Source organism: Burkholderia sp. LS-044 (genome assembly GCF_004803625.1).
In the GTDB taxonomy this organism is placed as follows: domain Bacteria; phylum Pseudomonadota; class Gammaproteobacteria; order Burkholderiales; family Burkholderiaceae; genus Burkholderia; species Burkholderia cepacia.
In genome coordinates this window covers 436,080-460,474 of record NZ_SSWO01000004.1, presented here as the reverse complement: position 1 = coordinate 460,474, position 24,395 = coordinate 436,080, and the positions used below count along the sequence as shown (strand labels likewise).

Below are 24,395 nucleotides of genomic sequence, written 5' to 3'. Positions count from 1 at the left end.
CGACGGCCCATCGGGCCCGCGTCGAAGCAGCCCCTTACGGCCCTTTACCGCCGCTTGTGCAGTAAGTGCTTAATGGTCTGCCCCGACGCGCCGCACACGACACCGCGCTCGCCGGCAAACCGTGTCGGACGGCCCGCCCGTTCGGCGCAGTCAAAGGAGTGCATGACCTTGACCGCAACACACGTCAGCCCGACCGCTGCTTCTTCCTCCGCTTCGTCGTCCGGCGAAGCCCCGCTCGTCGCGGACGACATCACCGTCGTCGACCAGAGCCTGCTCAAGCGCGCCGTCAGCGCGATGGCCATCGGCAATGCGATGGAATGGTTCGACTTCGGCGTCTACAGCTACATCGCCGTCACGCTCGGCAAGGTGTTCTTCCCGTCCAGCAGCCCGTCCGCGCAGCTGCTCGCCACCTTCGGCACATTCGCGGCCGCCTTCCTCGTGCGCCCGCTCGGCGGCATGGTGTTCGGCCCGCTCGGCGACCGCATCGGCCGCCAGCGCGTGCTCGCCGCCACGATGATCATGATGGCCGTCGGCACCTTCGCGATCGGCCTCATTCCCAGCTACGCGTCGATCGGCATCATGGCGCCCGTGCTGCTGCTCGTCGCCCGCCTCGTGCAGGGCTTCTCGACCGGCGGCGAATACGGCGGCGCGGCCACCTTCATCGCCGAGTTCTCGACCGACAAGCGCCGCGGCTTCATGGGCAGCTTCCTCGAATTCGGCACGCTGATCGGCTATGTGATGGGTGCCGGTGTCGTCGCGCTGCTCACCGCGTCGCTGTCGCAGGAGGCGCTGCTGTCGTGGGGCTGGCGTGTGCCGTTCCTGATCGCCGGCCCGCTCGGCCTGATCGGCCTGTACATCCGGATGAAGCTCGAGGAAACGCCGGCGTTCAAGCGCCAGGCCGAGGAGCGCGAAGCGCAGGACAAGGCCGTGCCGAAGGCGCGCTTCCGCGAAACGCTGATGCGCAACTGGCGTGCGCTGCTGCTGTGCGTCGGCCTCGTGCTGATCTTCAACGTGACCGACTACATGGTGCTGTCGTACCTGCCGAGCTTCATGTCGTCGACGCTGCATTTCGACGAATCGCACAGCCTCGTGCTCGTGCTGATCGTGATGGTGCTGATGATGCCGCTGACGCTCGCCGCCGGCCGCCTGTCCGACCGGATCGGCCGCAAGCCCGTGATGCTCGCCGGCTGCGTCGGCCTGCTCGCGCTGTCGATCCCGTCGATGATGCTGATCCATGCCGGCACCACGGCATCGGTGTTCGGCGGCCTGCTGATCCTCGGCGTGCTGCTGTCGTGCTTTACCGGCGTGATGCCGTCGGCGCTGCCGGCACTGTTCCCGACCGAGATCCGCTACGGCGCGCTCGCCATCGGCTTCAACGTGTCGGTGTCGCTGTTCGGCGGCACGACGCCGCTGGTCACCGCGTGGCTCGTCGACGTCACGCACAACCTGATGATGCCCGCGTACTACATGATGGGCGCCGCCGTGATCGGCATCGTGTCGGTCGTCGCGCTCGCCGAAACCGCACGCCAGCCGCTCAAGGGCTCGCCGCCGGCCGTCGCGACGCGCCGCGAAGCCCACCAGCTCGTGCGCCAGATGCGCGAGGACGACGATTCGGGCATGTACCCTGCCGTGTCGACCGCACGCGCCTGAGCGTCGCCCATGAAAAACCCCGGCCGAAGCCGGGGTCCGATCGAATCCGATCCGCCCGACCGGCTTGCGCCGGCCGGGCTTTTTTTCATCCCCTCGCCGCGTACGCGCTCATGCGTGCGCTTCGCAGTTGCGGCAGAACAGCAGTGCGCGCGATCGCGACACGGCCGCCTGTGCACCACGCGTCGCGACGATCAGCCCGACCTGACCGAGATTGAAATCGCGCTCGACCATCAACTGCGTCAGCGCGGCAAGCGGCAACACGACGGACGGGTGGTACAGGCTCGATTCGATCAGGGTTCGCATCATCAGCTCCATCAGGCAAGGCGTCATTCGATGGAGTGGATTCTAGGGATCGGCGCCCGCCGGATAAACCGCGCGAATGCGAAGTCACTTGTCAGCCGCGGAGAACAATCCGCCGATGCTTGCCTGGCAAGGCCCGGCGGGCTGCCCCCAGCAGCCGGATGGCCCGCCAGCGGGCCTACGCAAGCGGCGTTTCGACGAAGGCCGGCAGCGCTTCCGCCCGCGCGGAATGCGCGGCGAGCGCCGGATAACGGGCCGGATCGATCCGCGCGAGCACCGGGTAGTCGGCCGCCATGAACTGCGTGAAGCGCCATGCGACCGCCACCGTCACGTCGGACTGCAGCAGGCGCGCGCCGCCGAACCAGCCGTTCGCGGCGGCGACGAGCGGCTCCAGTGCACCGTATGCGCCCTCGATCTGGCTCAGCACGCGCTCGAGCCACGGCGCGTGCTGCTTGTCGGCCGGACGCAGCGCCTGCTCGTAGACGACCTGCACGCTCTTCTCGGCAGCTGCCAGCGCGAAACCGACCGGCACGAGCGTGTTCAGGCGCGCGGCCGCATCCTCGGGCAGCAGCCGCCGCGCGGGCGCGACCCGATGATCGAGATAATCGACGATCAGCGACGAATCCATCAGCGTCGCACCGTCGTCGGTCACGAGCGTCGGTGCCTTGACGACCGGATTGATCGCCCTGAACTGCTCGACATGACGGAACACCGAGAGCGACTCGTGTTCGAACGGGAGGTCGAGCAGCTTCGCCGAAATGGCGACACGGCGCACGAACGGGGAATCCAGCATGCCGATCAGCTTCATCGCAAACGCTCCGCTTGAGGGAATGGGATCGACGACTGTAGCAGCGCCGCAGGGCTTCGCCTAGCGCGCCCGTGCGCCTGATGCGCCTCAGCCGGCCGCACGCGGGGCTCACGTTGTCCGGCCGCAGTGACCATAATGCAAGTTCACGCCCCCTCCGCCCCAAGGTTCGCCATGTGGTACGCCCTCGTCGAGCAGCAGCGGGAATGGATGCGCGCCTGGCGCGCGGCGACGCGGCATGCGTTCGACGCGTGGCCCGCGGCCACGCTGCCGCACGCCGCATCGTCGTGCTACGACGACCTGTTCGAGCCGCTGCTCGGGCCGCCGGGCGAGCCCCCGCACTTCGACATCGGGTGGCCGGCCGTCGCCGAGCGCATCGTCGCGCGCACGCCGTTCTGCGACCTGCGGCGCTTCACGCGCGTCGACGCGCGGCGCACGGTACTGCTCTGCGCGCCGCTCGCCGGGCATGCGGCCGTGATGATGCGGGAAACCGTCGAGACGCTGCTCGCGGACGGCGACGTCTGCGTGACCGACTGGCGCAATGCGCGCGACGTGCCGCTCGCGGCGGGCCGCTTCGGGCTCGACGAATATGTCGCGACGCTCGACGGCTTCGTCGACGGGCTCGCGCACGACGACCGGCCGCTGCATGTCGTCGCCGTGTGCCAGGCAACCGTGCCGGTGCTCGGCGCGCTCGCGCTGCGCGCCGCTCGCGGTCTCGCGCCGCCCGCGAGCGTCACGCTGATCGGCGGCCCGCTCGACGCGCGCCGGAATCCGAGTGCGCTCGGCACCGCCGCCGCGACCCATTCGCTGGGCTGGTGCCGCCACCACCTGATCGACGTCGTGCCGCCGGGTTTCGCGGGGCACGGCCGCCACGTGTTTCCCACCTATCTGCAGCAGGGCGAGATCGCGCTCGTGTACCCGCAGCGCTTCCTGTCGCTGATCGAAGCGTACGCGCTGGCCGCGTCGCGCTTCGACATGACCGGGCTCGCCGGCGCACGGCGTGCGCTGCTCGAATACACGGCGCTGCTCGACATGCCCGCCGAGTATTTCCTCGACACGGTCGACATCGTGTTCCAGCGCATGAGCCTCGCGGTCGGTACCTGGGACGTGGGTGGGCGGCGCGTCGAGCCGGCCGCGCTGCGCGGCGTCGCGCTGCTGACCGTCGAAGGCGCATGCGACGCGGTCACGGGCGCCGGCCAGACGCATGCGGCGCTCGACATGTGCAGCGGCCTCGCCGACGACGAGCGCTACCGCATCGACATCGGCGACTGCGATCACTACGGGCTGTTTACCGGGGTGCGCTGGCGCGGGGAGGTCCATCCGATGCTGCAGCGCCTGTTCGCCTGGGCCGAAACCCGTCGCCCCCGCCCGCGCCGCATCAGGCGCACGTGATGCCGCGTCAGGGCCGGGCCGCGTCGAGCAACGCGCGTACCTCGTCGTCGCTCGTCTGCTCGAAGCGCGCGTAGAACTGGCTGATCCCGAAGAACGGCAGCGGCTGCCACACCGTGACGAACGCATCGGCCAGATCGTCGAACGCGTGCCGCGCACCCGCCGGCGCGACCGGTGCAGCCGCGACGATGCGCGCCGGGTGACGCTCGCGCAACGTCTGCAGCGCGACGCGCATCGACGCGCCGGTCGCGACGCCGTCGTCGACGACGATCGCAATGCGGCCCTCGACCGGCAGCGGCGGCGCGGCACCGCGATACAGCGCCTCGCGGCGATGCAGTTCGACCGTCTCGCGCGCGATCACATCGGCGAGCTGCGCGTCGGACACGCCCATCGAGCGGAGCACCGAACGCTGCAGATGAATCGCACCGCCCGTCGCGATCGCGCCCATCGCGAGCTCGGGATCGGACGGCACGCCGAGCTTGCGTACGACCAGCACGTCGAGCGGCGCGTGCAGCGCGCAGGCGACCGGATACGCGACGGGCACACCGCCGCGCGGCAAGGCGAGCACGACGACATTGCCGCGGCCCGCATAATCGCGCAACGCGCCGGCCAGCTGACAGCCGGCATCGGTACGATCGGCAAAACACTCGAACACGTTCGGCTCCCTGCCGTTGCGCCGGAGGCGCGAAACCCGCGTCGGCGCCTGTCAACGAGCATGGTTCATCGGCAGCGCCGATGCAAGCAGGGTCACACCGGCGCGCGGGGCACCGAAGGAAAGGGTCAGAGGCCGCCGGCCTGCCGGTACAGCCGCCAGAACGACTGCGCATAGGATTGCGCGAGCTCGGGCGCGCGCTGGAACACGTTCACCGTTTCCGCATGCGCAGCCGCCCCTTCGGAGAGCGTCGTCAGCGCGACGCTGTCGTCCACGATCACGAAGCGCGGCGCGGGATCGCCGTGCCGCGACTCGATCGCCACGTCGATACTCGACGCTTTCAGATAGCCCGCGCCGCTGTACCGGCCCGCGTGCGGCGAACGCACGAGCACGACACGCACCTCGATCCCGCGCGAGCGGGCCGCGCGCAGCGCGCTCGCGACCGCCGGCGGCACGTGCGTATAGCCGGCCAGCAACACGCGACGCTGCGCCTGCTCGATCAGGTCGACGGTCGCGTCGGCCGCCGCATTGTCGTACGAAAAGTATGTGCCGACCGATGCGGCGTCGGACGGAATCTGGCTGGCGTGGGCGCTCGCCGCGCAGCAGAGCGCGGCGAGAAGGAAAGCGGCTGGTCTCATGGCGGGCGCCATTTTAGCGACGCCAATTCGTGTGGCAAGCGCCGGCTGCAAGGCTGCTGCGCCGGCGCAACACACAGTGCGAAAGGCGACTCCGGCGAGGGGCTTCCGGGCCGTCGATCAGCCCGCCGCGACGCGCGCGAGCCAGCTCGCGACGCCGTCGACGGAACGGAAATCCGCGAGGCTGCGCGCCGGCAGCGCGGGATATGCGCTACCGGCCATCTCGGCCAGCGCGCGGCCGGGGCCGAGCTCGAGGAACGCGGTCGCACCGGCCTCCACGCACGCGGCAAGACAGGCCGCCCACTCGACCGGCTCCGCGATCTGCCGGGCCAGCTTGTCGAGTCCTGCGTCGACGTCGAGCACCGACGCGCCGTCGATTCCCGAAAAGAGCCGCGTGCCGGGCAGCGGCCGCCGCACGTGAGCGGCGGCGAGCGACGCGCGAAACACCGGCACGGCCGCGGCGAGTCGGCGCGTGTGCGACGCGATCCGCACGCAGACGGGCGCGACGCGCAGCGCACCGTCGCGCGATGCGTCGTCGGCCACCGCATCCACATCGGGCTGGCGCCCCGCGACCACGAACGCGTCGCCCGGGTTCGCGATCGCGATCGCCGCGTCGCGGCCGTCGCACAATCGCGCAAGCCGAGCGCGCGTCAGGCCGCGCACGAACACCATCCGCTCGTCGCCGCCGCTCGCGGCATCCATGGCACGCGCACGCGCATCGGCCAGGTCGAGCGCGGCGTCCGGCTCGATCATCCCCGCGACACTCCACGACGCGACTTCGCCGACGCTGTAGCCGGCGACGCAGCGCCGGCGCGGCCACACCGCGTCGAGCAGCGCGGCCGCCGCGAGCGCCTGGAGCGTGCAGAGGATCTGCGCGGCACGGTTTTCACGCAGCGCGTCCGGCCCGGCCTGCCGCACCCACGCGCGCGGATCGTCGCCGAGCAGCCGGCCGGCGTGGGCGAACAGCGCGTCGGCCTGCGGCGCGGTGCCGGTCAGGTCGAACATGTCGGCGCGCTGCGCGCCCTGTCCCGAACAGAGGATGGCCAGCGTCATCGCGCGCCTCCGTCGGCTTCGAGCGCATCGACGAAAACGCTCATCGCAAGCAGGTCGGCCGCGCCGCCCGGGCTCAGCCGACGCGCGACGAACGCACGATGCACGGCGGCCGCGCGTAGCCGCCAGTCGCGCGCCCGCACGCCGCCGCGTGCGACGAACGCGCGTGCGGCCGCCTGCGCGAATTCGAGGCCGTCCTGCCCGCCCCGGTGCAGCAGGTTCGTATCGTCGAGCGCGGCGATCAGCGCAAAGCACGCGCCGACGCGCGCCGCTTCCGGGTCGCCGGGCAGGTCACGCCGCGCGCGGCGCAGCGCGGGCAGCCCGACCGCATAGACGGTCGTGAAACCGTCGGCCGCCTCGCGGCGCGCGCCGCCGACGCCGTAGCGGCGGCTCGCGCGTTCGCCGTGGCTGTCGGGCAGGCGCGGACCGCCGAGGATATCGGCGCCCCAGCGGCGGGAGACGAACGCGCCGAGCGTCGTCCCGCCCGGCACGGCGCCCGGCATCGCACGCCGGCCCGCCGCCGCGCACAGCAGCCCGAGCCCGAAGATCGCGCCGCGATGCGTGTTGACGCCGCCCGTCGCGGCGAGCATCGCGTGCTCGGCACGCAGGCCGATCTTGCGCAGCACGGCCATGTCCGCATCGCGCGCGCCTGCGTCGGCCAGTTCCGCGAAGTAAGGCCGCAGCACGGCGGCGCTACGCGCGAACGTCGCGGCATCCATGTCGGTGTGACTGCCGGTGTCGACGTGACTGACGAGCCCCGGCTTCGGATAGGTCTCGATCTCGAGCACGAGGCTGCGCTCGGCCAGTTCGGCGATGCGCCCGGCTTCGGACGGCGCCGGTATGCGGCAGGCGGCCCATGCACTCATCGCGCGCCCCCGGTGAAGGCGTCGACCGGCATCAGTTCGACGGCGATCGCCGTCTTGACCGCGACTTCAGGCTGCCGCGCATGCAGTTCGCGCCAGTTGACGCCCGCGCCGTCGTTGCGCAGCAGTTCGCCGTCGATGCGCATGGGCGCGCGCCCGTCGATCGCCGCGAGGCTGTCGAGCAGTGTCGCGATCGATGCAGCTTCCGGTAGCGGGAACACGATGTCGAGGTCGGACGACTCGCCCAGGTACGGCTCGCCCGTCAGCGCCTGCCATGCGAGGCTGCCGAACACGCGGCCCTGCACGCCGCACCGCGCGCCGAGCGCATCGAGCTCGCGCAACGGCGTGCGCCACGCGTCGGGCGCGGCCGCGAGCACGTCGGACAACGTGGGCAGCGGGCCGACCGTCGCGAGCGCATCGGCCGCTGCGTTCAGCGCGATGCGCCGCTTGCCCGCGGACGGCGGCAGCGGCAGGCCGAGCGGCACGCGGCCGGCATCGGCCTCGTCGGGCGACGCGCGGCGCACGATCAGCGGCCAGCCGCGCGCGGCCCACGCCTGCACGAGCGGATCGGCGGCGAGCGCGGGATCGCGCGCGAATGCCGCGCCCCACCCCGCCGCCGTCAACGTGACGAGCGTGTGGCGGCGCAGCGGCATCTCAGCGCGCGGCACGCGCGAGCGCCTCGACGCGCCGCGCGACATCGGCAGCCACCGGCCGGCCGCGCGCAGCGCGCCGGTCGACGCGCTCGGCCGGCTTGCCGAGCCATTCACCGACCTGCGCGTCGAGCGCGCGGGCCGGATCGAGCACGGCGTCGACGGCGCCCATCTTCACGAGATTGTCGAGCCCCGGCGCGAACACCGGCGTCGAGCGCGCCATCTCCTTCAGCACGTCGATCGGCAGCTTGGTCACGCGCGACATCGACGGCAGGTCCATCACTTCCGGTTCGGCGCCCGGCACCGCAAGCAGCGTGCGCGTCGCGAGCGCGGTCGCGATGAACGCGCCGGCGGCCGTGTGGCCGTACAGCACGCCGATCGTCCGGTGCCCGGCGAGATCCGCGTGCATCAGGCACTTCGCGAGATGCGACAGCCCCTCGTTCAGGCCGAGCAGTTCGTCGCGCTTGCTCATCCGCTGGCTGTCGCTGTCGACGAGCACGAGGATCGGCGTGTCGCCGCCGCGCGCGATCGTGTCGAGCACGCGGGCCGCGAGCGTCAGCGCCTCGTCGATGCCGAACGGCAAGCGGTCGGCGACGCCGATCACGTCGACGCGTGTACCGGCCAGTTCCGCATGCCCCGTCAACAGGCCGCCGGTGCGGGCGATCGAATGGCCCTGGGGAAACAAGGCGTTCAGCACTTCATCGAGCGTCATGCGTGCTCTCCTGCAATTGATCCGCGAGCGACGCGAACGTGTCGTCCGGCATGCCCGGAATCGCTTCCGGCTCGTCGGCCCCGAGCGTGCGCCAGACGTCGAGCGCATCGTTGCATGCGCCGAACCGTTCGACACGCGCCTCGAGACGCGCCTGCTCGGCACGCAGCATCGCCGCATCGAACGTCGGCGCGCGCCCGATCAGCTCGAGCGCCGCCGCGCGGAATGCGTCCGGCGTATCGGCCACGTAGCGGTCCGCGCCGCCGATCAGCCGCCGGTGCTTGCCGCCCATCGTGCGCCAGATCAGCGCGCGGTCCTTCGAATCGAACTCCTCGACGCCGCGATTGGTTTCGATCACCTCGGGGCCCGACACGCTGATACGGCCCTGCTCCGACACCGCAAGCGCCGAGCAGCATGCGGCGAGCAACCCGCCGCCGCCGTAGCAGCCCGCGCGCCCGCCGATCAGCCCGATCACCGGCACGCCGGCCGCACGCGCTTCGACGAGCGCACGCATGATCTCGGCAATCGCGAGTTCGCCCGCGTTCGCCTCCTGCAGCCGCACGCCCCCCGTATCGAACAGGATCAGCACCGGCTTGCCGACTTCGCGCGCGGCACGCAGCAGCCCGGTGAGCTTCGCGCCGTGCACTTCGCCGAACGCCCCGCCCATGAAGCGGCCTTCCTGCGCGGCGACGAACACCGGCTGCCCGTCGAGCCGGCCGTGGCCGACCACCATCCCGTCGTCGAACTGCTGCGGCAGGTCGAACAGCGGCAAGTGCGGGCTCGTCACGCGTTCGGCCGGCCCGAGGAATTCGTCGAAGCTGCCCGCGTCGAGCAGCCCGTCGACGCGCTGCCGCGCCGACGCTTCGTACCAGCTCGCCCCATTCGCGACGAACGCGGGCGCATCGTGGATCGCGTCGTTCATCATGCGTCCCCCTCGATCGCGCGCACGGCCTGCGCGAGCCGCAGCGACACCATGTCGGGCCGCGCACCGCCGTCGTTGATCGACAGCTTCAGGCCGCCCGGCGTGCGCCGCTCGACGAAATCCGTGACGACGGCCTGCCACACCGCACCGAAACCGACCGCCGCGGTGCGGATGTCGATCTCGCATTCGTTGCCCGGCAGCACGCGCTCGACGAGCACCTCGAGATTGCCGGATGCCACCACGCCGACGAGCGCTGCGGCCAGCTCGCCCTTCGCGCGCTCGCGCGCGGTGAAGCGATAGTTCAACTGTTCCATGCCCTCTTCCTCACCAGTTGCGGAACCGGGCCGGCGGCGCATAAAGCCCGCCCGACCAGTGCACGAGATCCTTGATCGAGCGCGCGGCGAGCCAGCGGCGATCGGCGTCGAGCGGATCGATGCCGAGATCCTCCGGACGGCGGATCACGCCGCGCTCGCGCAGCCGCTCGACCATCTTCCGGTCGCGGCCGCGGCCGATCTCCGTATAACCGGCGACGCCGCGGATCGCGTGCTCGCGTTCGTCCTTGTCGCGACACATCAGCAGGTTCGCAATTCCTTCCTCGGTGACGATGTGCGTGACGTCGTCGCCGTAGACCATGATCGGCGCGAGGTCGAGCTGCAGCTTGTCGGCGAGCTTCAGCGCGTCGAGTTTCTCGACGAACATCGGCACGTTCTTGTCGCCGAACGTCTCGCCGATCTGCACGACGAGCTTGCGGCCGCGCCTGAGTGCCGCCGGCGTATCGGGGTCGGCTTCCGCGCCGGCCTTCAGCCACGGCTCGCTCGGGTGACGCCGGCCGCGCGCGTCGCTGCCCATGTTCGGCGCGCCGCCGAAACCGGCGATGCGCTCGGCGGTGACCGTCGACGAATGGCCCGACAGGTCGATCTGCAGCGTCGAGCCGATGAACATGTCGCACGCGTAGAGGCCGGCCGTCTGGCAGAACGCGCGGTTCGAGCGCAGCGACCCGTCGGAGCCCGTGAACCATATGTCGGAACGCGCGCGGATGTAGTCGTCCATGCCGACTTCCGAGCCGAAGCAGTGGATCTGCTCGACCCAGCCCGATTCGATCGCGGGAATCAGCGTCGGGTGCGGATTGAGCGCCCAGTGCGAGCAGACCTTGCCCTTCAGCCCGAGCTTCTCGCCGTAGGTCGGCAGCAGCAGTTCGATCGCGGCCGTGTTGAAGCCGATCCCGTGGTTCAGGCGCTTGATGCCGTACGGTTCGTAGATGCCCTTGATCGCGAGCATCGCGGTGAGGATCTGCGTTTCGGTGATCGCGGCCGGGTCGCGCGTGAACAGCGGCTCGACGTAGAACGGCCGGCCCGCCTCGACGACGAAGTGCACGCGGTCGCCGGGAATGTCGACGCGCGGCACCTTGTCGACGATGCGGTCGACCTGCGCGATCACGATGCCGTCCTTGAACGCGGTGGCCTCGACGACGGTCGGCGTGTCTTCGGTGTTCGGGCCCGTGTACAGGTTGCCGTCGGCGTCGGCGCTGACCGCGGCGATCAGCGCGACCTGCGGCGTGAGGTCGATGAAGTAGCGCGCGAACAGCTCGAGATAGGTGTGCACCGCGCCGAGCGCGATCTTGCCGCCGAACAGCAGCTTCGCGATGCGCTGCGACTGCGGGCCCGAATACGCGAAGTCGAGGCGCTTCGCGATGCCGCGCTCGAACACGTCGAGATGCTCGGGCAGCACGACGCCCGACTGCACCATGTGCAGGTCGTGAATCTTCGCGCTGTCGACATCGGCGAGCGCCGTCGCGAGCAGGTCGGCCTGCTTCTGGTTGTCGCCTTCGAGGCACACGCGGTCGCCGGGCCGCAGCACCGCTTCGAGCAACGCGACGGCGTCGCGCGCATCGACCCGCTTGCCCTGCGCGAAACGCGCACCGGCCGCGAGGCGTGCATCGCGCGCCTGCCGCGCGTGATTCCATCCCGTCATGAACAGTTCTCCCGCTTCGATGGTTCAGCGGCATTCTAAGCCTGGCGCCGCCGCCGATTGATGATGTTGACGAATGCGACTCAGAGGACGCCGCGATGGATGCGGCCCGCACGCTTGGGCCGCATCGCAGCGCGCTACGCGCCGACCAGCGCGCGCGTCGTGAAGAACAGCACCGACGGCCCGAGCAGGCAGCCGACGCCCGTATGGAACGTCGCGACCAATGCGCCGTACGGGACGAGCCGGCGGTCGGTCGCGGCGAGCCCCGCGCTCACGCCGCTGACGGTGCCGGCCAGGCCACCGAAGATCATCGCGGAACGCGGCGTCTTCAGGCCCATGAAGTTGGCCGCGACCGGCGTGCCGACCATCACGATGATCGCCTTCACGAGCCCCGTCGCGATGCTGAGCGCGATCACATCGGAACTCGCGCCGATCGCCGCGCCCGTCACGGGGCCGACGATGTAGGTGACGGCGCCCGCGCCGATGGTCGTCATGCTGACCGCATCGGTGTAGCCGAACGCGCGCGCGATGCATGCACCGACGATGAACGGCAGCACGGTGCCGAGCAGCAGCGACACGACGCCGACGAGCCCGGCCTTGCGTGCCTCGGTCGGCTGCACTTCGAACGCGGTCGCGACGATCGCGAAATCGCGCAGCATCGCGCCGCCCATCAGGCCGACGCCGGCGAACAGCTTGACGTCGGCCAGCCCTTTCTCGCCGCCGGTGAATGCGCCGCCGACGTAGGCGAGCACGAGGCCGATCACGATCGCGATCGCCGAGCCGTGCACACGGCCGAACGTGAGCTTGCGCGACGCGATCGACGACAGCCACATGATCAGGCCGACCAGCGCGAACGACGCGACGAGCCCGTTGTGGGCGACGACTTTTTCGAGCATCTGCAGCATGGCGGCCTCCTTCACTGTTCTTCGAATTGCGGCACGGCCGCGAAGGCCGTGTCGTCGCGCCCGGTGCGCACGAGTACCGCGATGCAGCATGCGCAGATCGCGACCGCGCCGACGGCGGCCAGCAACGCGACGGGGCCGCCCTTGAGCGCGGCGACGACGTTCTGGTTCGCGGCCATCGCGACGACGACGGGGATGTACATCGCGCCCCAGAAACCGACGCCGGCCTCGGTTTCCTTCGGCAGCCAGCCGCGCCGGTGCAGCCACAGGCGCAGGCAGATCAGCAGCAGCATTGCGATGCCGACGCCGCCGACATTGGTCTTCACGCCGATCGCGCTGCCGAGCAGGTCGCCGAGGAACAGGCCGGCCAGGTGGCAGAACGCCAGCAGCGCGGTTCCGTAGATGATCATGAGTCGTCTCCAGTCTCTTCGTGACGGGCGCCGGACGCATGCAGGAACCGGCCCCGCACGCCGATCCCGTGCGCGGACTCGTCTCCTGCGGCGGTGCGCCGCTGCCCGGCGGCCCGTCATGCGGGCGCGTTCTCGGGCGGTCGATGGGATGATGCGGTTTCGGGCCGGATGCCGGATGCCGTAGACTGACCGATGCAGCCGCCGGCACGACGCGGGCTACGCATCCGGTGTGCGCCGTGACGGGCACGCACCGAGGCGTGATCCGATACTAGCGCCGCAATATCCGGCCATTTATGAAGTTGTCGAAACCGATTCAGTGGATTTAGCAATGCGCCCGTTACCGCCCGAGCTGCTGCGCAGCTTCGTCGCCGTCGCCCAGTCCGGCAGCTTCACCGCCGCGTCCGAGCGCGTGAGCCTGTCGCAATCGACCGTCAGCCAGCATATCCGCCGCCTCGAGGAGCTGCTCGACCGGCCGCTGTTCGAACGCGACACGCGCAACGTGCACCTGTCGCAGCACGGCGACGCGCTGTTCCGCTACGCGGTGCGCATCCTCGAACTGATGGACGAAGCCGTCACGTCGGTGTGCGGGCCGCCGCTGTCGGGCAAGGTGCGGCTCGCGATGTCGGAAGATTTCGCGTCGGCGCACCTGACGGCCGCGCTCGCGAGCTTCGTGCAGCGCAATCCGGAAGTCGAGCTCGCGATCTCGACCGGGCTGTCGGGCGACCTGTTCGACGCGCTCGACGAAGGGCGGCACGATCTCGTGTTCGCGAAGCGCATCGCGGGCAGCCGGCGCGGCCGCGTGATCCGCAGCGAGCCGCTGTACTGGTGCACGGGCCCCGATTCGCGGATCACCGGCCACGAGGCCGTGTTGCCGCTCGCGATGCATCCGGAGCCGAGCGTGTCGCGCCGCCGCGTGCTCGAATCGCTCGAAGCCGTCGGGCGCCCGTACCGGATCGCGGTAGTCAGCAGCAGCGTCGCGGTGTTGCGCGCCGCCGCGAGCGCGGGGCTCGGCGTCAGCGCGTTCGCGGGCTACGTGATCCCGGCCGGGCTCGCGCGGCTCGACGCGGGGCTGCCCGAACTCGGCGAACTCGAGTACGTGATCGACCGGCCGGCGGCCGCGTCGCGATCGACGCTCGCGCTCGAAGCCACGCTGATCACGGCCGCGTCGGAGTTGTAACCGCACCGGGCGCGACGCACGCATGCGCGGCCGGCCGCGCCCGCAACTGACAGTTCTGCCCGGAACGCGTCATCGTCCGCGCAGCACCCGCTCACGACAATGGGCCCCATCGGAACGCACGGCAGCCGCCGCGCGCATCCGGTGTCCCGTCCCCTTGATCGGAGCACGCCATGAATGTCTTGCGATTCGCCGTCGCGACCGCCGCCGCCGCCCTGCTGTCCCCCGCCTTTGCCCAGACCGATGCCGCCGCGCCCGAACAGGGCCTGACACGCGCGGAAGTCATCGCCCAGCTCAAGCAGGCCTATCTCGACGGCGAACTGCCGACGAACGACGGCAACTACCCGCCGAGCGCCGCGACGCGCGCGCGCAACCGCGAACTCGTGCAGGCCGCGAGCCCGTCGTGGCTTGCCCAGACGCCGCGGGCACCGCAAACGGCCGCGCAGCAGTAGCGGAGCGCGGCCCGACCGATCGCGGCCCGACCGAAACGCCCCGCCCAGGCGCGATCACGGCAGGAAGCTGCGGCGCCGCGCGTCGATCAGCTCGACGAGCAGGCGGTCGCGTTCGGCCGCCAGTTCCTGCATCGAGCGCTCGCCCTGGATCGCGCGCAATTCGTCGTTCAGCTTGCGATCGACGTCCGGGTTGAACGAGGGCGTGCCGAGGTCGTCCCACCAGCTCGTGATCGGCCCCGACAGGTGTTCGAGGAAGTGCGCGATTCCGCCCGCGCCGCCACCGAGGTGATAGGTCAGGCACTGCCCCATCAGCCCCCAGCGCAGGCCGGGCCCCCATGCGACGGCCTTGTCCGCATCGGCAACGCTCACGACGCCTTCGCCGACGAGGTGATACACCTCGCGGAACAGCGCCGCCGCGAGCCGGTTCGCGACGTGGCCGGTCACCTCCTTGTTGAGGACGATCGTCTGCTTGCCGAGCGCATCGTAGAACGCCTTCACGCGCGCGATCACGTCCTGGCCGGTGGCCTCGCCGCCGACCAGCTCGACGAGCGGAATCAGGTGCGGCGGATTGAACGGATGCGCAATCAGGCACCGTTCCGGATGCTTTTCGCACGCGGTCTGGATGTCCGACATTTTCAGGCCCGACGAACTCGACGCGATCGGCACGTGCGCGGGCAGCACGTCGTCCATCTGCCGGTACAGCGCACGCTTCAGGTCGAGCCGCTCCGGGCCGTTCTCCTGCACGAAGTCGACGCCGTCGAGCGCACGCACGAGATCGGCATCGAACGACAGCCGCGCGGAAAGCTCGGCGGCCCGCTCGCCGAGAAACGCGGCCAGTGCGTCGCGCAGCCGTGCGTCGGCTTGCGGCGCCGGATCGGTCGCGACGACGTCGAAGCCCTGCGTCAGATAGAAAGCGGCCCAGCTGGCGCCGATCACGCCGGCGCCGACGATCGCGATGCGTCGAATGTCCATGGTTGTCCCGTGTCGTTGGTCTGCAGATAGATCGCGGCGATTGTCGCATCGAACCGCACGGGCCTGCATTGATGCAGATTGTGGATCCCCTCTTGAAATGCGCTGCGGCGGCCACTAATTACGCGTCGTCGGGCAGCGCACCACAACACGCACTGCCCCCGTTTCGACCCAGTGGAGCCCCCGCGTCGCGCCCGCCGCAGGCGTCGCGCCGTCGCGTCTCCCGCGTTCCCTGTTCAGGAGGACTCACATGAGCGGTATCCATTTCGGCAGCGACCTGTTCGACGAATTCGCCCGCGTGCAGCGGCAGGTGGCGAGCCTGCTCGGCGATCGTCCGTCCGGCATTCGCGCGGTGCGGCCCGGCGCCTTTCCCGCACTCAACGTCGGCGCCACCGACGGCGCGATCGAGATCGTCGCGTTCGCGCCCGGCATGGCCGCGGCCGACTTCGACGTGTCGATCGACAAGGACCTGCTGACCATCAGCGGCGAGCGCAAGCCGGCGCCAGGCGGAGAAGGCGACGACCTGCGCACCTATGCGCAGGAGCGCTTTCACGGTGCGTTCCGCCGCGTCGTCGAGCTGCCGCGTGACGCGGATCCCGACCAGGTCAGCGCCCGCTATGAAAACGGCTGCCTGCTGATTCGCGTCGGCCGGCGCGAGGCATCGAAGCCGCGCGCGATCACCGTTCAATAATTCTCAGGATACCGACATGACTGCGAACCCGACCCTGGCCGAACGCCAAACGAGCACCGTCCACCCCGTTGCCGCCGAAGCGGCGCGCCGGCCCGCGATCACGCCGGCCGTCGACATCGTCGAGAATCACCTCGGCGTCACGCTGCGGGCCGACCTGCCTGGCGTGCCGCGCGAGAACCTCGACGTGAAGGTGCACGACAACACGCTGACGATCGAGGCCGACACGCACCTCGATACGCCGGCCGACCTCCGCGTGCGGCATGCCGAAATCCGCGCGACGCGCTATGCGCGCAGCTTCGTGCTGAGCCCCGACCTCGACACGTCGAGGATCGACGCGAACCTGCGCGACGGCGTGCTGACGCTGACGATTCCGCGCCGCGAGGAAACGCGTCCGCGCCGCATCGACGTGACGGCCGGCAACGCGTAAGCACCGGTGCGTGCCGTCGTCCCGCACGTGTGAAAAGCCCCGCCGGGTACGCGCCCGGCGGGGCTTTTCAATGACATGGCGACATCGGCGGAGTCAGTCGAAGTCGAACAGGTCGAACACCGATTTCCGGCGACGCTGGCCGTCATGCTTGTAACGATCGCCGTGCGAGCGGCCATCGTGCCTGTCCCGGTCGTCGTGCGCGCGGCCGTCGCGCCCCCACCCGCCGTCATGGCCGCGCGGCGCTTGCGCATCGTGCCGCACGGGCGTCTCGTCGCGACGCACCGGCGCGTCGCCGGCCTCGCGCGCGATCAGCTTGTCGAGTTCGCCGCGATCGAGCCATACGCCGCGGCAGGTCGGACAGTAGTCGATTTCGATCGACTGGCGCTCGGCCATCAGCAGGTCGGGCGTCTTGCAGACAGGGCATTTCATCGCGCTTCTCCTTTCCGTGCGAATTTCGTCTGGATTCCATATGAGACGCGCGAGCCGGGTGCCGCCTGAGCGGCAGCCGGCGTCGCGCGCGGCCGCTCAGCGGCCTTCCGTCCGTGCCGCGCGCTTCGCCTTCGCGCGCCGCGCCAGCATGTTCATGCCCTCGACGAACGCCGAGAACGCCATCGCCGCGTAGATGTAACCCTTCGGCACATGCGAGCCGAAACCTTCGGCGATCAGCGTCATGCCGATCACCACCAGGAACGACAGCGCGAGCATCACGATGGTCGGGTTGCGGTCGATGAAGCGTGCGAGCGGCTGCGCGGCGAACAGCATCACGGAGACGGCGACGATCACCGCGACGAACATGATCGGCACGTGTTCGGTCATGCCGATCGCGGTCACGATGCTGTCGATCGAGAACACGATGTCGAGCATCACGATCTGGCCGATCGCGGCCCACATCGTCAGGCCTGCGGCGCCGCCGGTACCGCCCGCGCCGTCACCGTCGTGCGACACGTGGTGATGGATCTCGGTGGTCGCCTTCCACACGAGGAACAGGCCGCCCGACAGCAGGATCATGTCGCGCCACGAGAACGCGTGGTCGAACAGCGTGAACACCGGTTCGGTGAGGCTTGCGATCCACGCGACGCTGCCGAGCAGCGCGAGGCGCATCACCAGCGCGAGCGCGATGCCGAGGCGCTGCGTGCGGGCGCGCTGCGCTTCGGGCAGCTTGTTGCTGAGGATCGAGATGAAGATCAGGTTGTCGATGCCGAGCACGACTTCCATCACGACGAGCGTCAGAAGCGCCGCCCAGACGGCAGGGTCGGCGGCAAGCGTCAGCAGGTAGTCCATGAAATGGGCCGATTCGAAAGTGGAAAGCCCGATGATATGCCGCCCAGAACTTCGTAAAAATCAGAGAGAATCTGATTTTTGGTTCGGTTTTTACGAAATTACGATCCGATGCTCAATTTCCGACATCTGTACTACTTCTGGGTCGTCGTGAAGGAAGGCGGCTTTGCGCGCGCGGCCGGGCGGCTCGACATGGCCGTGCAGACCATCAGCGCGCAGGTGCGCGAGCTCGAGAAAGCGCTCGGGCACCAGTTGCTGCGCCCGGCCGGGCGCAGCGTCGCGATGACCGACGCCGGCCAGGCCGCGTTTGCGCGCGCGGAGGCGATCTTCGAGATGGGACGGCTGATCCCCGACGAGGTGCGCGCGGCGGCCAGCCAGCCGACCGTGCGGCTCGCGGTCGGCCTCGCGGACGGCATCTCCAAGCTCGCCGCGCACGCGATCCTGGCACCCGTGCTGGATACCCCCACGCTGCGGCTGCTGTGCCACGAGGGCGAGCACGATGCGCTGCTCGCGGAGCTCGCGCTGCATCATCTCGATCTCGTGCTGGCCGGCCAGGGCGCGCCGTCCGGTTCGAACCTGCGCGTGACGAGCGAGCGGCTCGTCGCGTCGCCGGTCGACTGGTACGGCCCCGCGGCGCTCGTCACGCCGGCCGCGCGGGAGCACTTTCCGCAGTGCCTCGCCGAGCTGCCCGTGCTGCTGCCGACCGCGCACTCGGCGCTGCGCGCGCGCCTCGACCTGTGGCTGGAAGGTGAGCGGATCGTGCCCCGCGTGGCCGGGGAATTCGAGGACAGCGCGCTGATGGCCGTGTTCGCGGCGCGCGGCCTCGGCGTGTTTCCGCTGAGCGAACTCGGCGCGAACGATGCGTCGCTGCTGCGCGGGTTGCGGCGGCTCGGGCGCGCGGGCGACGTGACCGAGGAGATCCATGCGATCCGCTCGCGGCGCGGCGAACACCATCCGCTGACGTCGCAATTGCTGGACGCGGCGCGCGGCGCACCGGCCGACTGAAGCGAGTGCGACATCAAACGAAACTATAATGGCGCCCCGGCCTTACGAGATTGCCGCGCGCTTCATCCAGGCACCGCCGTTGCGCGGCCTCTCGCCAAGCCTTCTGAAAGACGCCATGCACAACCGATTTCGCCTGTTTTCCGTTTCGTGCGCGCTCGCGGCCGCGACCGTGCTGGCGGCGTGCTCGTCGCCGCCCAAGCCGATCTACCAGCAGGAACAGTTCGACGCGACGAGCAGCCCGTATGCGCATACGTTCCATTCGAAATCCGACGCGGCCTGCGAGGCCGCGCGGCGCGCGCTGCTGAGCCAGGGTTATGTGGTGTCGTCGTCGCGCAACGATGCGGTCGACGGCAGCAAGAATTTCCAGCCGAACAACGACATGCACGTCGTGATCGAGTTTCACGTCGTGTGCGCGGACGCGAACGCGGACGGCTCGTCGAGCATCGCGTACGTCAACGCGGTGCAGGATCGTTACACGCTGAAGAAGTCGAATACGTCGGCCAGCGTCGGGCTCAGCGTGTTCGGCTCGCTGTCGCTGCCGATCGGGTCGAGCGACGACGCGCTCGTCAAGACCGCCAGCGAGACGATTCCCGCCGGCGTGTTCTATGAGCGCTTCTTCAATCTCGTCGAGCATTTCCTGAAGATCGACCCGGCCCGCCGCGACCGCGCGACCGTCAAGGCCGCCGAGAAGGAACCCGTCACACCGCTGCCCGAACCCGCGCCGACGCCGCAGGGCGAGCCGATGAAGATGACGACCCCGGCCGTGCCGACGCCGCCCGCGGCGCCGGTGCCGCTTTCGCTGCCGGCCGTCGCGCCCGAATCGGGCGCGCACGCGGTGCCGGCCGCGGTGCCGGCCGTGGTCGCGCCGGCGGCGATGCGTGCTGCCGCGCCAGTGGCCGCGCCGGTGGCCGCGTCGGGTTCGGGTTCGGGTTCGGGTTCGGGTTCGGGTTCGGGTTCGGGTGCGGGTTCGGGTGCGGCACCGGCTCCGGCCGCCGCGTCGACGCCCGCACCGGCGATGGCACCTGCAACGGCGTCCGGGGCGGCATCCACACCGGCCTCAACGCCCGTGCAGGCTTCCGCGCCTGTTTCCGCTTCCAGTCCGGCATCGACACCCGCCGCCGCCGCATCGGCGCCCGCCGCTTCCCCACCCGCCGCTACGACGCCGACACCGGCACCGGCCGCACCTGCGCACGTGCCCACCGCATCTGCCCCCGTATCGGCATCGGCGCCCTCGAGCTCGGCACCCGCGCCTGCCGCGGCCAATCCTGTCGCCTCGTCCGCACCGTCCGGCGCGAGCGCACCGGCCGCAAACTGACCGGCCACCCGTATCGCCGCGCCCGGCCGTAACCGGCGCAGCGCGACGATACGCACCCTTCCCGTCGTTCCGCGCATGAACTTCCACGCTGCCGGCTGCCTGTCCGTTGCGTAGCCGGCATTGCGCCGACGCTTCGCAGCGGGAATACGCGGCCAATGCACGCATTCGCCACGTTCGCCGCGCTCGACGGCCGCCCCGCCTACCGCAACGTCGCGCGCAGCGTCTGCAACTGCTCGACGGTCGCCGTCACGCCGCCGCAGACGATCACGGCGATATCCGTCGCCGACGCGAGCACGGGCACCGGCCGCTCGAGCGCAGCCAGCGCGGCACCGCAGGCGGGCTCGACGACGATCCGGTGCTCGTCGACGAAGCGCAGCGACGCGGCCACCGCGTCGGCGTCGGACACGACGACCGGATGAATCTCGTGCCGCGTCGCCCATTCGACTGCCGCGTCGCACGGCCGCTTCGCGCCAAGCGACGTCGCGATGCTCGTGATCGCCGGCAATTCGACCGGGCGCCCCTGCGCGAGCGAGCGCGCATAGCAGTCGGCGCCTTCCGTTTCGGCCGCGACCACCGGCACGTCGTGCCAGCCGTTGCGCGCCAGCCCTTCGAGCACACCGCACAGCAGCCCGCCGCCACCGACCGCGAGCACGACCGCGTCGGGCTTCGGGCCGGCAGCCGCCATCTCGTCGATCATCGTCGCGTGGCCCTGCCACAGCGCGCGGTCGTCGAACGGGTGCACGAACGCATCGTGCTCGCCGAGCGTCGACTGCGCGAACGCGTTCGCCTCGGCCCAGCTCGGGCCGTGCACGATCAGCTCCGCGCCCTCGACACGGATCAGCTCGCGGGCGCGGGCCGATGCGCTTTCCGGCACGACGACGCGCACCGGCACGCCGAGTTCGCGGCCGCAATAGGCGACCGCGATGCCCGCGTTGCCGCCCGACGACGACACGAACCGCCGCGCGCCGGCCGCGTGCCGCGCTTCGCAGACGGCACCGATGCCGCGCAGCTTGAACGAGCCCGACGGCTGCAGCGCATCGAGCTTCAGCCGGATGGTCCTGCCGAGCCGGCGGGACGCGATTTGCGAGCGGATATAGGGAGTCGGGATATGAAGCGGCATGGGGACGGAACCAATGGGAACGGAGCGAACGGAAGAAACGCACGGAAGAAGCGCACGCGACCCGCGAGGGCGAGCGGCGATGACGGCCATCGTACGGCAGGCTCTCCATGCTTTCCAATACCATCGCATGGCACTTGCTATGCTTCACAGGTATATCAACGAACCGGAACGGATACCGCATGCGCCAGATCGAATTGCGTCACCTGCGCTACTTCGTCGCCGTCGCACAAGCCGGCAGCGTGATGGCGGGCGCCCGTGCGGCCGGCATCGTCCAGCCCGCGCTGTCGCGACAGATCCGCGAACTCGAGGACGCAATCGGCACGCCGCTGCTGGTCCGCCGTGCAACGGGCGTCACGCTCACGGCGGCCGGCACGAGCTTCCTGCAGGACGCAACCGGCCTGCTCGCGACATTGCAGGACAGCCGTGAGCGCGCGCTGCGCAGCGCGGCCGGCCAGCTGGGCGAACTCCGGCTCGGCGCGTTGCCGAACTGCCTGCCGTTGCCTGTCGTCGCGAACGTCCTCAGGGCGTTTCGCGATGCCTGCCCGGACGTGAAGCTGTCGATCGCGCCGATGCTGTCGGCCGAACAGGCGAACGCGCTGGTGCGCGGCCAGCTCGACGGCGGCATCATGGCGTGGCGTCGCGACGAGGCGCCGCACCTGTCCGGCGTCCGATTGCTGAGCGACCGCTTCGTGCTCGCGATGCCCGCGCCGCCGGGCGGACACTTCACCGCGCCGCGCACGCTGGCCGACGTCGCGAACGAGCCGTTCGTGTGGTTCGACGCGCAGCGCTCCGCCGCGCATCACCGGTTCCTGATGGCGCAGTGCCGGCAGGCCGGCTTCACGCCGCGCATCGCGCAGGTCGGCAGCGACATCCCGACGCTGATCGGCCTCGTCGCGGCCGGAATGGGCTGTGCGTTCGTGCCGGAAAGCGCGTCGCCGACCTGCCCGCATACGGTCCGGCTCGTCGCGCTCGACGAACTCGCGAGCCGCTTCGACATCGAGTTCGTGTTCGACGGCGCCGCCGTGCCGCCGTCGCCCGTCGTCGCGCGGTTTCTGGCGGCCGTGCGCGATGCGGCCGGCGAAGCGGACTGACCGGACGCAATTCGACCGAAGACGCGCCCGGCCTACGATCGGGCGGCCGAATTCGCCCCGTCGATCCACGACCGGATGCCCCTCCGTCAAAACGCCGGCTCGACTGGCCTGACGTACTAATCACCTGCATCGCTTGCGCTAAACATCTTTCAAAACGCCGACGGAAGGCGCCGCAGCGCCGGTGTTTTTAAATTGACACCCAAAACAGCCGTTTAACGCCGGTTCGAATTGTCATGCGTCGAAATATACTTCGCGCGCATCCCACCCTCGTGCCAAAGAGAGGATGCGTTTCTGCCCCGGTCACGGTCCCCCTGTGGCCGGGGCTTTTTTTACCTGCGCGCCTTGTCTGAAAAGGGTTTCCGGCGGTGACGCGACGCTCGCGCCGGACGATGACCGCCACCTCGCCGGCCCGCCGGATCCGCGCCGCCGGACGGGCGGCGGACGGCTTCCGGGCCACCGGGCGAAAAAGGGCGAAACGGGCATCCGTCCGCGTCGAACCGCCCACGGATCGCGCTGTCCCGGTCGAGCGTCACCTGCCCATCTTTACAACCCGCTTTCACAAAAGCCCTCCGCTCGTTCACCCGCGCCGTCTGCCGGTTTCGCTGTACGCTGCATTGTTGAAATGAAATCAAGATAATTTCGTCCGGATACGGCTTTTTCCGCAAAAGTGAAGCAGGCACACTTCGCACTGTCCTCAATGGCCTCGTGCCGTTGTTTCTCGATTACAGGAGCACATCGCGTGAACCCCACGACTTCCTCTCCTTCCCGCCCGGGCGGCGGCGCCGCGCTGCCGCTGCTGGCACTCGCCGCCGGCGCATTCGGCATCGGTACGACCGAGTTCTCGCCGATGGGCCTGCTGCCGGTGATCGCCGAAGGCGTGCACGTGTCGATTCCGCAAGCCGGCATGCTGATCAGTGCTTACGCGATCGGCGTGATGGTCGGCGCGCCGCTGATGACGCTGCTGCTCGCGCGCTGGTCGCGCCGCTCGGCGCTGATCGCGCTGATGTCGATCTTCACGATCGGCAACCTGCTGTCGGCGCTCGCGCCCGGCTACACGACGCTGCTGCTCGCCCGCCTCGTGACGAGCCTCAACCACGGCGCCTTCTTCGGGCTCGGCTCGGTGGTCGCGGCCAGCCTCGTGCCGCGCGAAAAGCAGGCCAGCGCGGTCGCGACGATGTTCATGGGTCTCACGATCGCGAACGTCGGCGGCGTGCCGGCCGCGACCTGGCTCGGCCAGATCATCGGCTGGCGCATGTCGTTCGCGGCGACCGCGGGCCTCGGCCTGGTTGCGATCGCGGGGCTGTTCGCCGCGCTGCCGAAGGGCGAAGCCGGCAAGATGCCCGACCTGCGCGCCGAACTCTCGGTGCTGACGCGCCCCGTCGTGCTCGGCGCGCTCGGGACGACCGTGCTCGGCGCCGGCGCGATGTTCACGCTCTACACGTATGTCGCACCGACGCTCGAACACCTGACCGGCGCCACGCCCGGCTTCGTGACTGCGATGCTGGTGCTGATCGGCGTCGGCTTCTCGATCGGCAACATCGCGGGCGGGCGTCTGGCCGACCGCTCGCTCGACGGCACGCTGATCGGTTTCCTGCTGCTGCTGATCGCAACGATGGTCGCGTTCCCGGTACTCGCCAGCACGCATGCCGGCGCCGCCGTCACGCTGCTCGTGTGGGGCATCGCGACGTTCGCGGTCGTGCCGCCGCTGCAGATGCGCGTGATGCGGGCGGCCCACGAGGCACCGGGCCTTGCGTCGGCCGTCAACATCGGCGCATTCAACCTCGGCAACGCACTCGGCGCGGCCGCCGGCGGCGCGGCGATTTCGGCGGGCTTCGGGTATGCGGCCGTGCCGCTCGTCGGCGGGCTGATCGCCGCGGCCGGCCTCGCGCTCGTCTTCCTGCAGATCGCGCAACAGCGCCGCGCCCCGGCCGCCGCGAATTCGTAATCGCGACACGCCGTCCGCCGGCG

27 protein-coding genes are annotated in these 24,395 nt (G+C 70.2%); 10 read left to right on the top strand and 17 right to left on the bottom strand.

The genetic code is table 11. The features are described from left to right. Positions 1-162 precede the first annotated feature (162 nt). Entirely contained in the window at positions 163-1,650 is a 1,488-nt protein-coding gene (gene proP, locus E9536_RS13595; protein WP_027787885.1) for a glycine betaine/L-proline transporter ProP, read from the top strand. Between the two features lie 108 nt (positions 1,651-1,758). Here proP and E9536_RS13590 read toward each other — a convergent pair whose 3' ends face one another. Both E9536_RS13590 and E9536_RS13585 read right to left on the bottom strand, forming a co-directional pair. Next, positions 1,759-1,965: a hypothetical protein gene (locus tag E9536_RS13590; RefSeq protein WP_080982016.1), complete on the bottom strand. Its 207-nt coding sequence runs from the start codon at positions 1,963-1,965 to the stop codon at positions 1,759-1,761. Positions 1,966-2,128: 163 nt separating this feature from the next. Then, on the bottom strand, positions 2,129-2,758 hold the full coding sequence (locus E9536_RS13585) for a glutathione S-transferase (protein ID WP_059695575.1): 630 nt from the start codon (positions 2,756-2,758) through the stop codon (positions 2,129-2,131). 171 nt (positions 2,759-2,929) lie between these two features. On the opposite strand from E9536_RS13585, the gene phaZ reads away from it, so the two are divergent. Further along, the gene (gene phaZ / locus E9536_RS13580) at positions 2,930-4,147 is read left to right on the top strand and encodes a polyhydroxyalkanoate depolymerase (protein WP_136469978.1); all 1,218 of its coding nucleotides are present in this window, start codon (positions 2,930-2,932) and stop codon (positions 4,145-4,147) included. Positions 4,148-4,154: 7 nt separating this feature from the next. On the opposite strand, the gene E9536_RS13575 is transcribed toward phaZ, so the two are convergent. From E9536_RS13575 to madL, 11 genes are all read right to left on the bottom strand, one after another. Continuing rightward, positions 4,155-4,799, bottom strand: a complete 645-nt coding sequence (locus E9536_RS13575) for a phosphoribosyltransferase family protein (protein ID WP_060196205.1) — start codon at positions 4,797-4,799, stop codon at positions 4,155-4,157. A gap of 125 nt (positions 4,800-4,924) precedes the next feature. After that, a complete protein-coding gene (locus tag E9536_RS13570) occupies positions 4,925-5,446 on the bottom strand; it encodes a phospholipase D-like domain-containing protein (RefSeq protein ID WP_136469977.1) in 522 nt (173 codons plus the stop codon). Between the two features lie 105 nt (positions 5,447-5,551). Continuing rightward, positions 5,552-6,484 (bottom strand): malonate decarboxylase subunit epsilon, encoded by a 933-nt coding sequence (gene mdcH / locus E9536_RS13565; protein ID WP_060357353.1) that lies wholly within the window; start codon positions 6,482-6,484, stop codon positions 5,552-5,554. Beyond that, positions 6,481-7,347 carry a triphosphoribosyl-dephospho-CoA synthase MdcB gene (gene mdcB / locus E9536_RS13560; protein WP_136469976.1) on the bottom strand — a complete coding sequence of 289 codons (867 nt, stop codon included), beginning with the start codon at positions 7,345-7,347 and terminating at the stop codon, positions 6,481-6,483. The genes mdcH and mdcB overlap by 4 nt, the downstream gene beginning before the upstream one ends. Further along, a complete protein-coding gene (gene mdcG / locus E9536_RS13555) occupies positions 7,344-8,012 on the bottom strand; it encodes a malonate decarboxylase holo-[acyl-carrier-protein] synthase (RefSeq protein ID WP_136469975.1) in 669 nt (222 codons plus the stop codon). The genes mdcB and mdcG overlap by 4 nt, the downstream gene beginning before the upstream one ends. Next, positions 7,999-8,706, bottom strand: coding sequence for a biotin-independent malonate decarboxylase subunit gamma (gene mdcE / locus E9536_RS13550; RefSeq protein ID WP_059681974.1), 708 nt, complete (start codon positions 8,704-8,706; stop codon positions 7,999-8,001). The genes mdcG and mdcE overlap by 14 nt, the downstream gene beginning before the upstream one ends. Then, on the bottom strand, positions 8,693-9,628 hold the full coding sequence (locus E9536_RS13545; protein WP_124840035.1) for a biotin-independent malonate decarboxylase subunit beta: 936 nt from the start codon (positions 9,626-9,628) through the stop codon (positions 8,693-8,695). Before E9536_RS13545 ends, mdcE begins: the two co-directional genes overlap by 14 nt. Further along, positions 9,625-9,939, bottom strand: coding sequence for a malonate decarboxylase acyl carrier protein (gene mdcC, locus E9536_RS13540; RefSeq protein WP_021162697.1), 315 nt, complete (start codon positions 9,937-9,939; stop codon positions 9,625-9,627). The genes E9536_RS13545 and mdcC overlap by 4 nt, the downstream gene beginning before the upstream one ends. A gap of 10 nt (positions 9,940-9,949) precedes the next feature. Next, positions 9,950-11,596, bottom strand: a complete 1,647-nt coding sequence (gene mdcA, locus E9536_RS13535) for a malonate decarboxylase subunit alpha (protein ID WP_027787897.1) — start codon at positions 11,594-11,596, stop codon at positions 9,950-9,952. A gap of 134 nt (positions 11,597-11,730) precedes the next feature. Next, positions 11,731-12,498: a malonate transporter subunit MadM gene (madM, locus tag E9536_RS13530; RefSeq protein WP_027787898.1), complete on the bottom strand. Its 768-nt coding sequence runs from the start codon at positions 12,496-12,498 to the stop codon at positions 11,731-11,733. 11 nt (positions 12,499-12,509) lie between these two features. Next, positions 12,510-12,905 (bottom strand): malonate transporter subunit MadL, encoded by a 396-nt coding sequence (madL, locus tag E9536_RS13525; RefSeq protein ID WP_021162694.1) that lies wholly within the window; start codon positions 12,903-12,905, stop codon positions 12,510-12,512. Between the two features lie 328 nt (positions 12,906-13,233). On the opposite strand from madL, the gene E9536_RS13520 reads away from it, so the two are divergent. Beyond that, positions 13,234-14,082 carry a LysR substrate-binding domain-containing protein gene (locus E9536_RS13520; RefSeq protein ID WP_027787899.1) on the top strand — a complete coding sequence of 283 codons (849 nt, stop codon included), beginning with the start codon at positions 13,234-13,236 and terminating at the stop codon, positions 14,080-14,082. A gap of 170 nt (positions 14,083-14,252) precedes the next feature. Then, positions 14,253-14,531, top strand: a complete 279-nt coding sequence (locus E9536_RS13515; protein WP_059695563.1) for a DUF4148 domain-containing protein — start codon at positions 14,253-14,255, stop codon at positions 14,529-14,531. 54 nt (positions 14,532-14,585) lie between these two features. Here E9536_RS13515 and E9536_RS13510 read toward each other — a convergent pair whose 3' ends face one another. After that, entirely contained in the window at positions 14,586-15,503 is a 918-nt protein-coding gene (locus tag E9536_RS13510) for a 3-hydroxyacyl-CoA dehydrogenase NAD-binding domain-containing protein (protein ID WP_136469974.1), read from the bottom strand. A gap of 247 nt (positions 15,504-15,750) precedes the next feature. Here E9536_RS13510 and E9536_RS13505 point away from each other — a divergent pair, with 247 nt between their 5' ends. Both E9536_RS13505 and E9536_RS13500 read left to right on the top strand, forming a co-directional pair. Beyond that, positions 15,751-16,191 (top strand): Hsp20/alpha crystallin family protein, encoded by a 441-nt coding sequence (locus E9536_RS13505; RefSeq protein ID WP_027787902.1) that lies wholly within the window; start codon positions 15,751-15,753, stop codon positions 16,189-16,191. A 16-nt stretch (positions 16,192-16,207) separates the two neighbouring features. Continuing rightward, the gene (locus tag E9536_RS13500) at positions 16,208-16,618 is read left to right on the top strand and encodes an Hsp20/alpha crystallin family protein (RefSeq protein ID WP_136469973.1); all 411 of its coding nucleotides are present in this window, start codon (positions 16,208-16,210) and stop codon (positions 16,616-16,618) included. Between the two features lie 93 nt (positions 16,619-16,711). Here E9536_RS13500 and E9536_RS13495 read toward each other — a convergent pair whose 3' ends face one another. Beyond that, positions 16,712-17,047, bottom strand: a complete 336-nt coding sequence (locus tag E9536_RS13495; protein ID WP_027787904.1) for a zf-TFIIB domain-containing protein — start codon at positions 17,045-17,047, stop codon at positions 16,712-16,714. A 96-nt stretch (positions 17,048-17,143) separates the two neighbouring features. After that, complete coding sequence (locus E9536_RS13490) at positions 17,144-17,899, bottom strand: TerC family protein (RefSeq protein WP_136469972.1); 756 nt, start codon at positions 17,897-17,899, stop codon at positions 17,144-17,146. Between the two features lie 108 nt (positions 17,900-18,007). Between E9536_RS13490 and E9536_RS13485 the strand changes: the two genes are divergently transcribed. Further along, positions 18,008-18,901, top strand: coding sequence for a LysR family transcriptional regulator (locus E9536_RS13485; RefSeq protein WP_027787906.1), 894 nt, complete (start codon positions 18,008-18,010; stop codon positions 18,899-18,901). A 115-nt stretch (positions 18,902-19,016) separates the two neighbouring features. After that, positions 19,017-20,216 carry a DUF2242 domain-containing protein gene (locus E9536_RS13480; RefSeq protein ID WP_136469971.1) on the top strand — a complete coding sequence of 400 codons (1,200 nt, stop codon included), beginning with the start codon at positions 19,017-19,019 and terminating at the stop codon, positions 20,214-20,216. A gap of 199 nt (positions 20,217-20,415) precedes the next feature. Here the strand turns inward: E9536_RS13480 and E9536_RS13475 are convergent, their stop codons facing one another. After that, positions 20,416-21,336 carry a pyridoxal-phosphate dependent enzyme gene (locus E9536_RS13475; RefSeq protein ID WP_119339059.1) on the bottom strand — a complete coding sequence of 307 codons (921 nt, stop codon included), beginning with the start codon at positions 21,334-21,336 and terminating at the stop codon, positions 20,416-20,418. A gap of 179 nt (positions 21,337-21,515) precedes the next feature. Between E9536_RS13475 and E9536_RS13470 the strand changes: the two genes are divergently transcribed. Together E9536_RS13470 and E9536_RS13465 are read left to right on the top strand one after the other, a co-directional pair. After that, the gene (locus tag E9536_RS13470; protein ID WP_136469970.1) at positions 21,516-22,427 is read left to right on the top strand and encodes a LysR family transcriptional regulator; all 912 of its coding nucleotides are present in this window, start codon (positions 21,516-21,518) and stop codon (positions 22,425-22,427) included. A 739-nt stretch (positions 22,428-23,166) separates the two neighbouring features. Continuing rightward, positions 23,167-24,372: an MFS transporter gene (locus E9536_RS13465; protein WP_027787910.1), complete on the top strand. Its 1,206-nt coding sequence runs from the start codon at positions 23,167-23,169 to the stop codon at positions 24,370-24,372. The last annotated feature ends 23 nt before the right edge of the window (positions 24,373-24,395 follow it).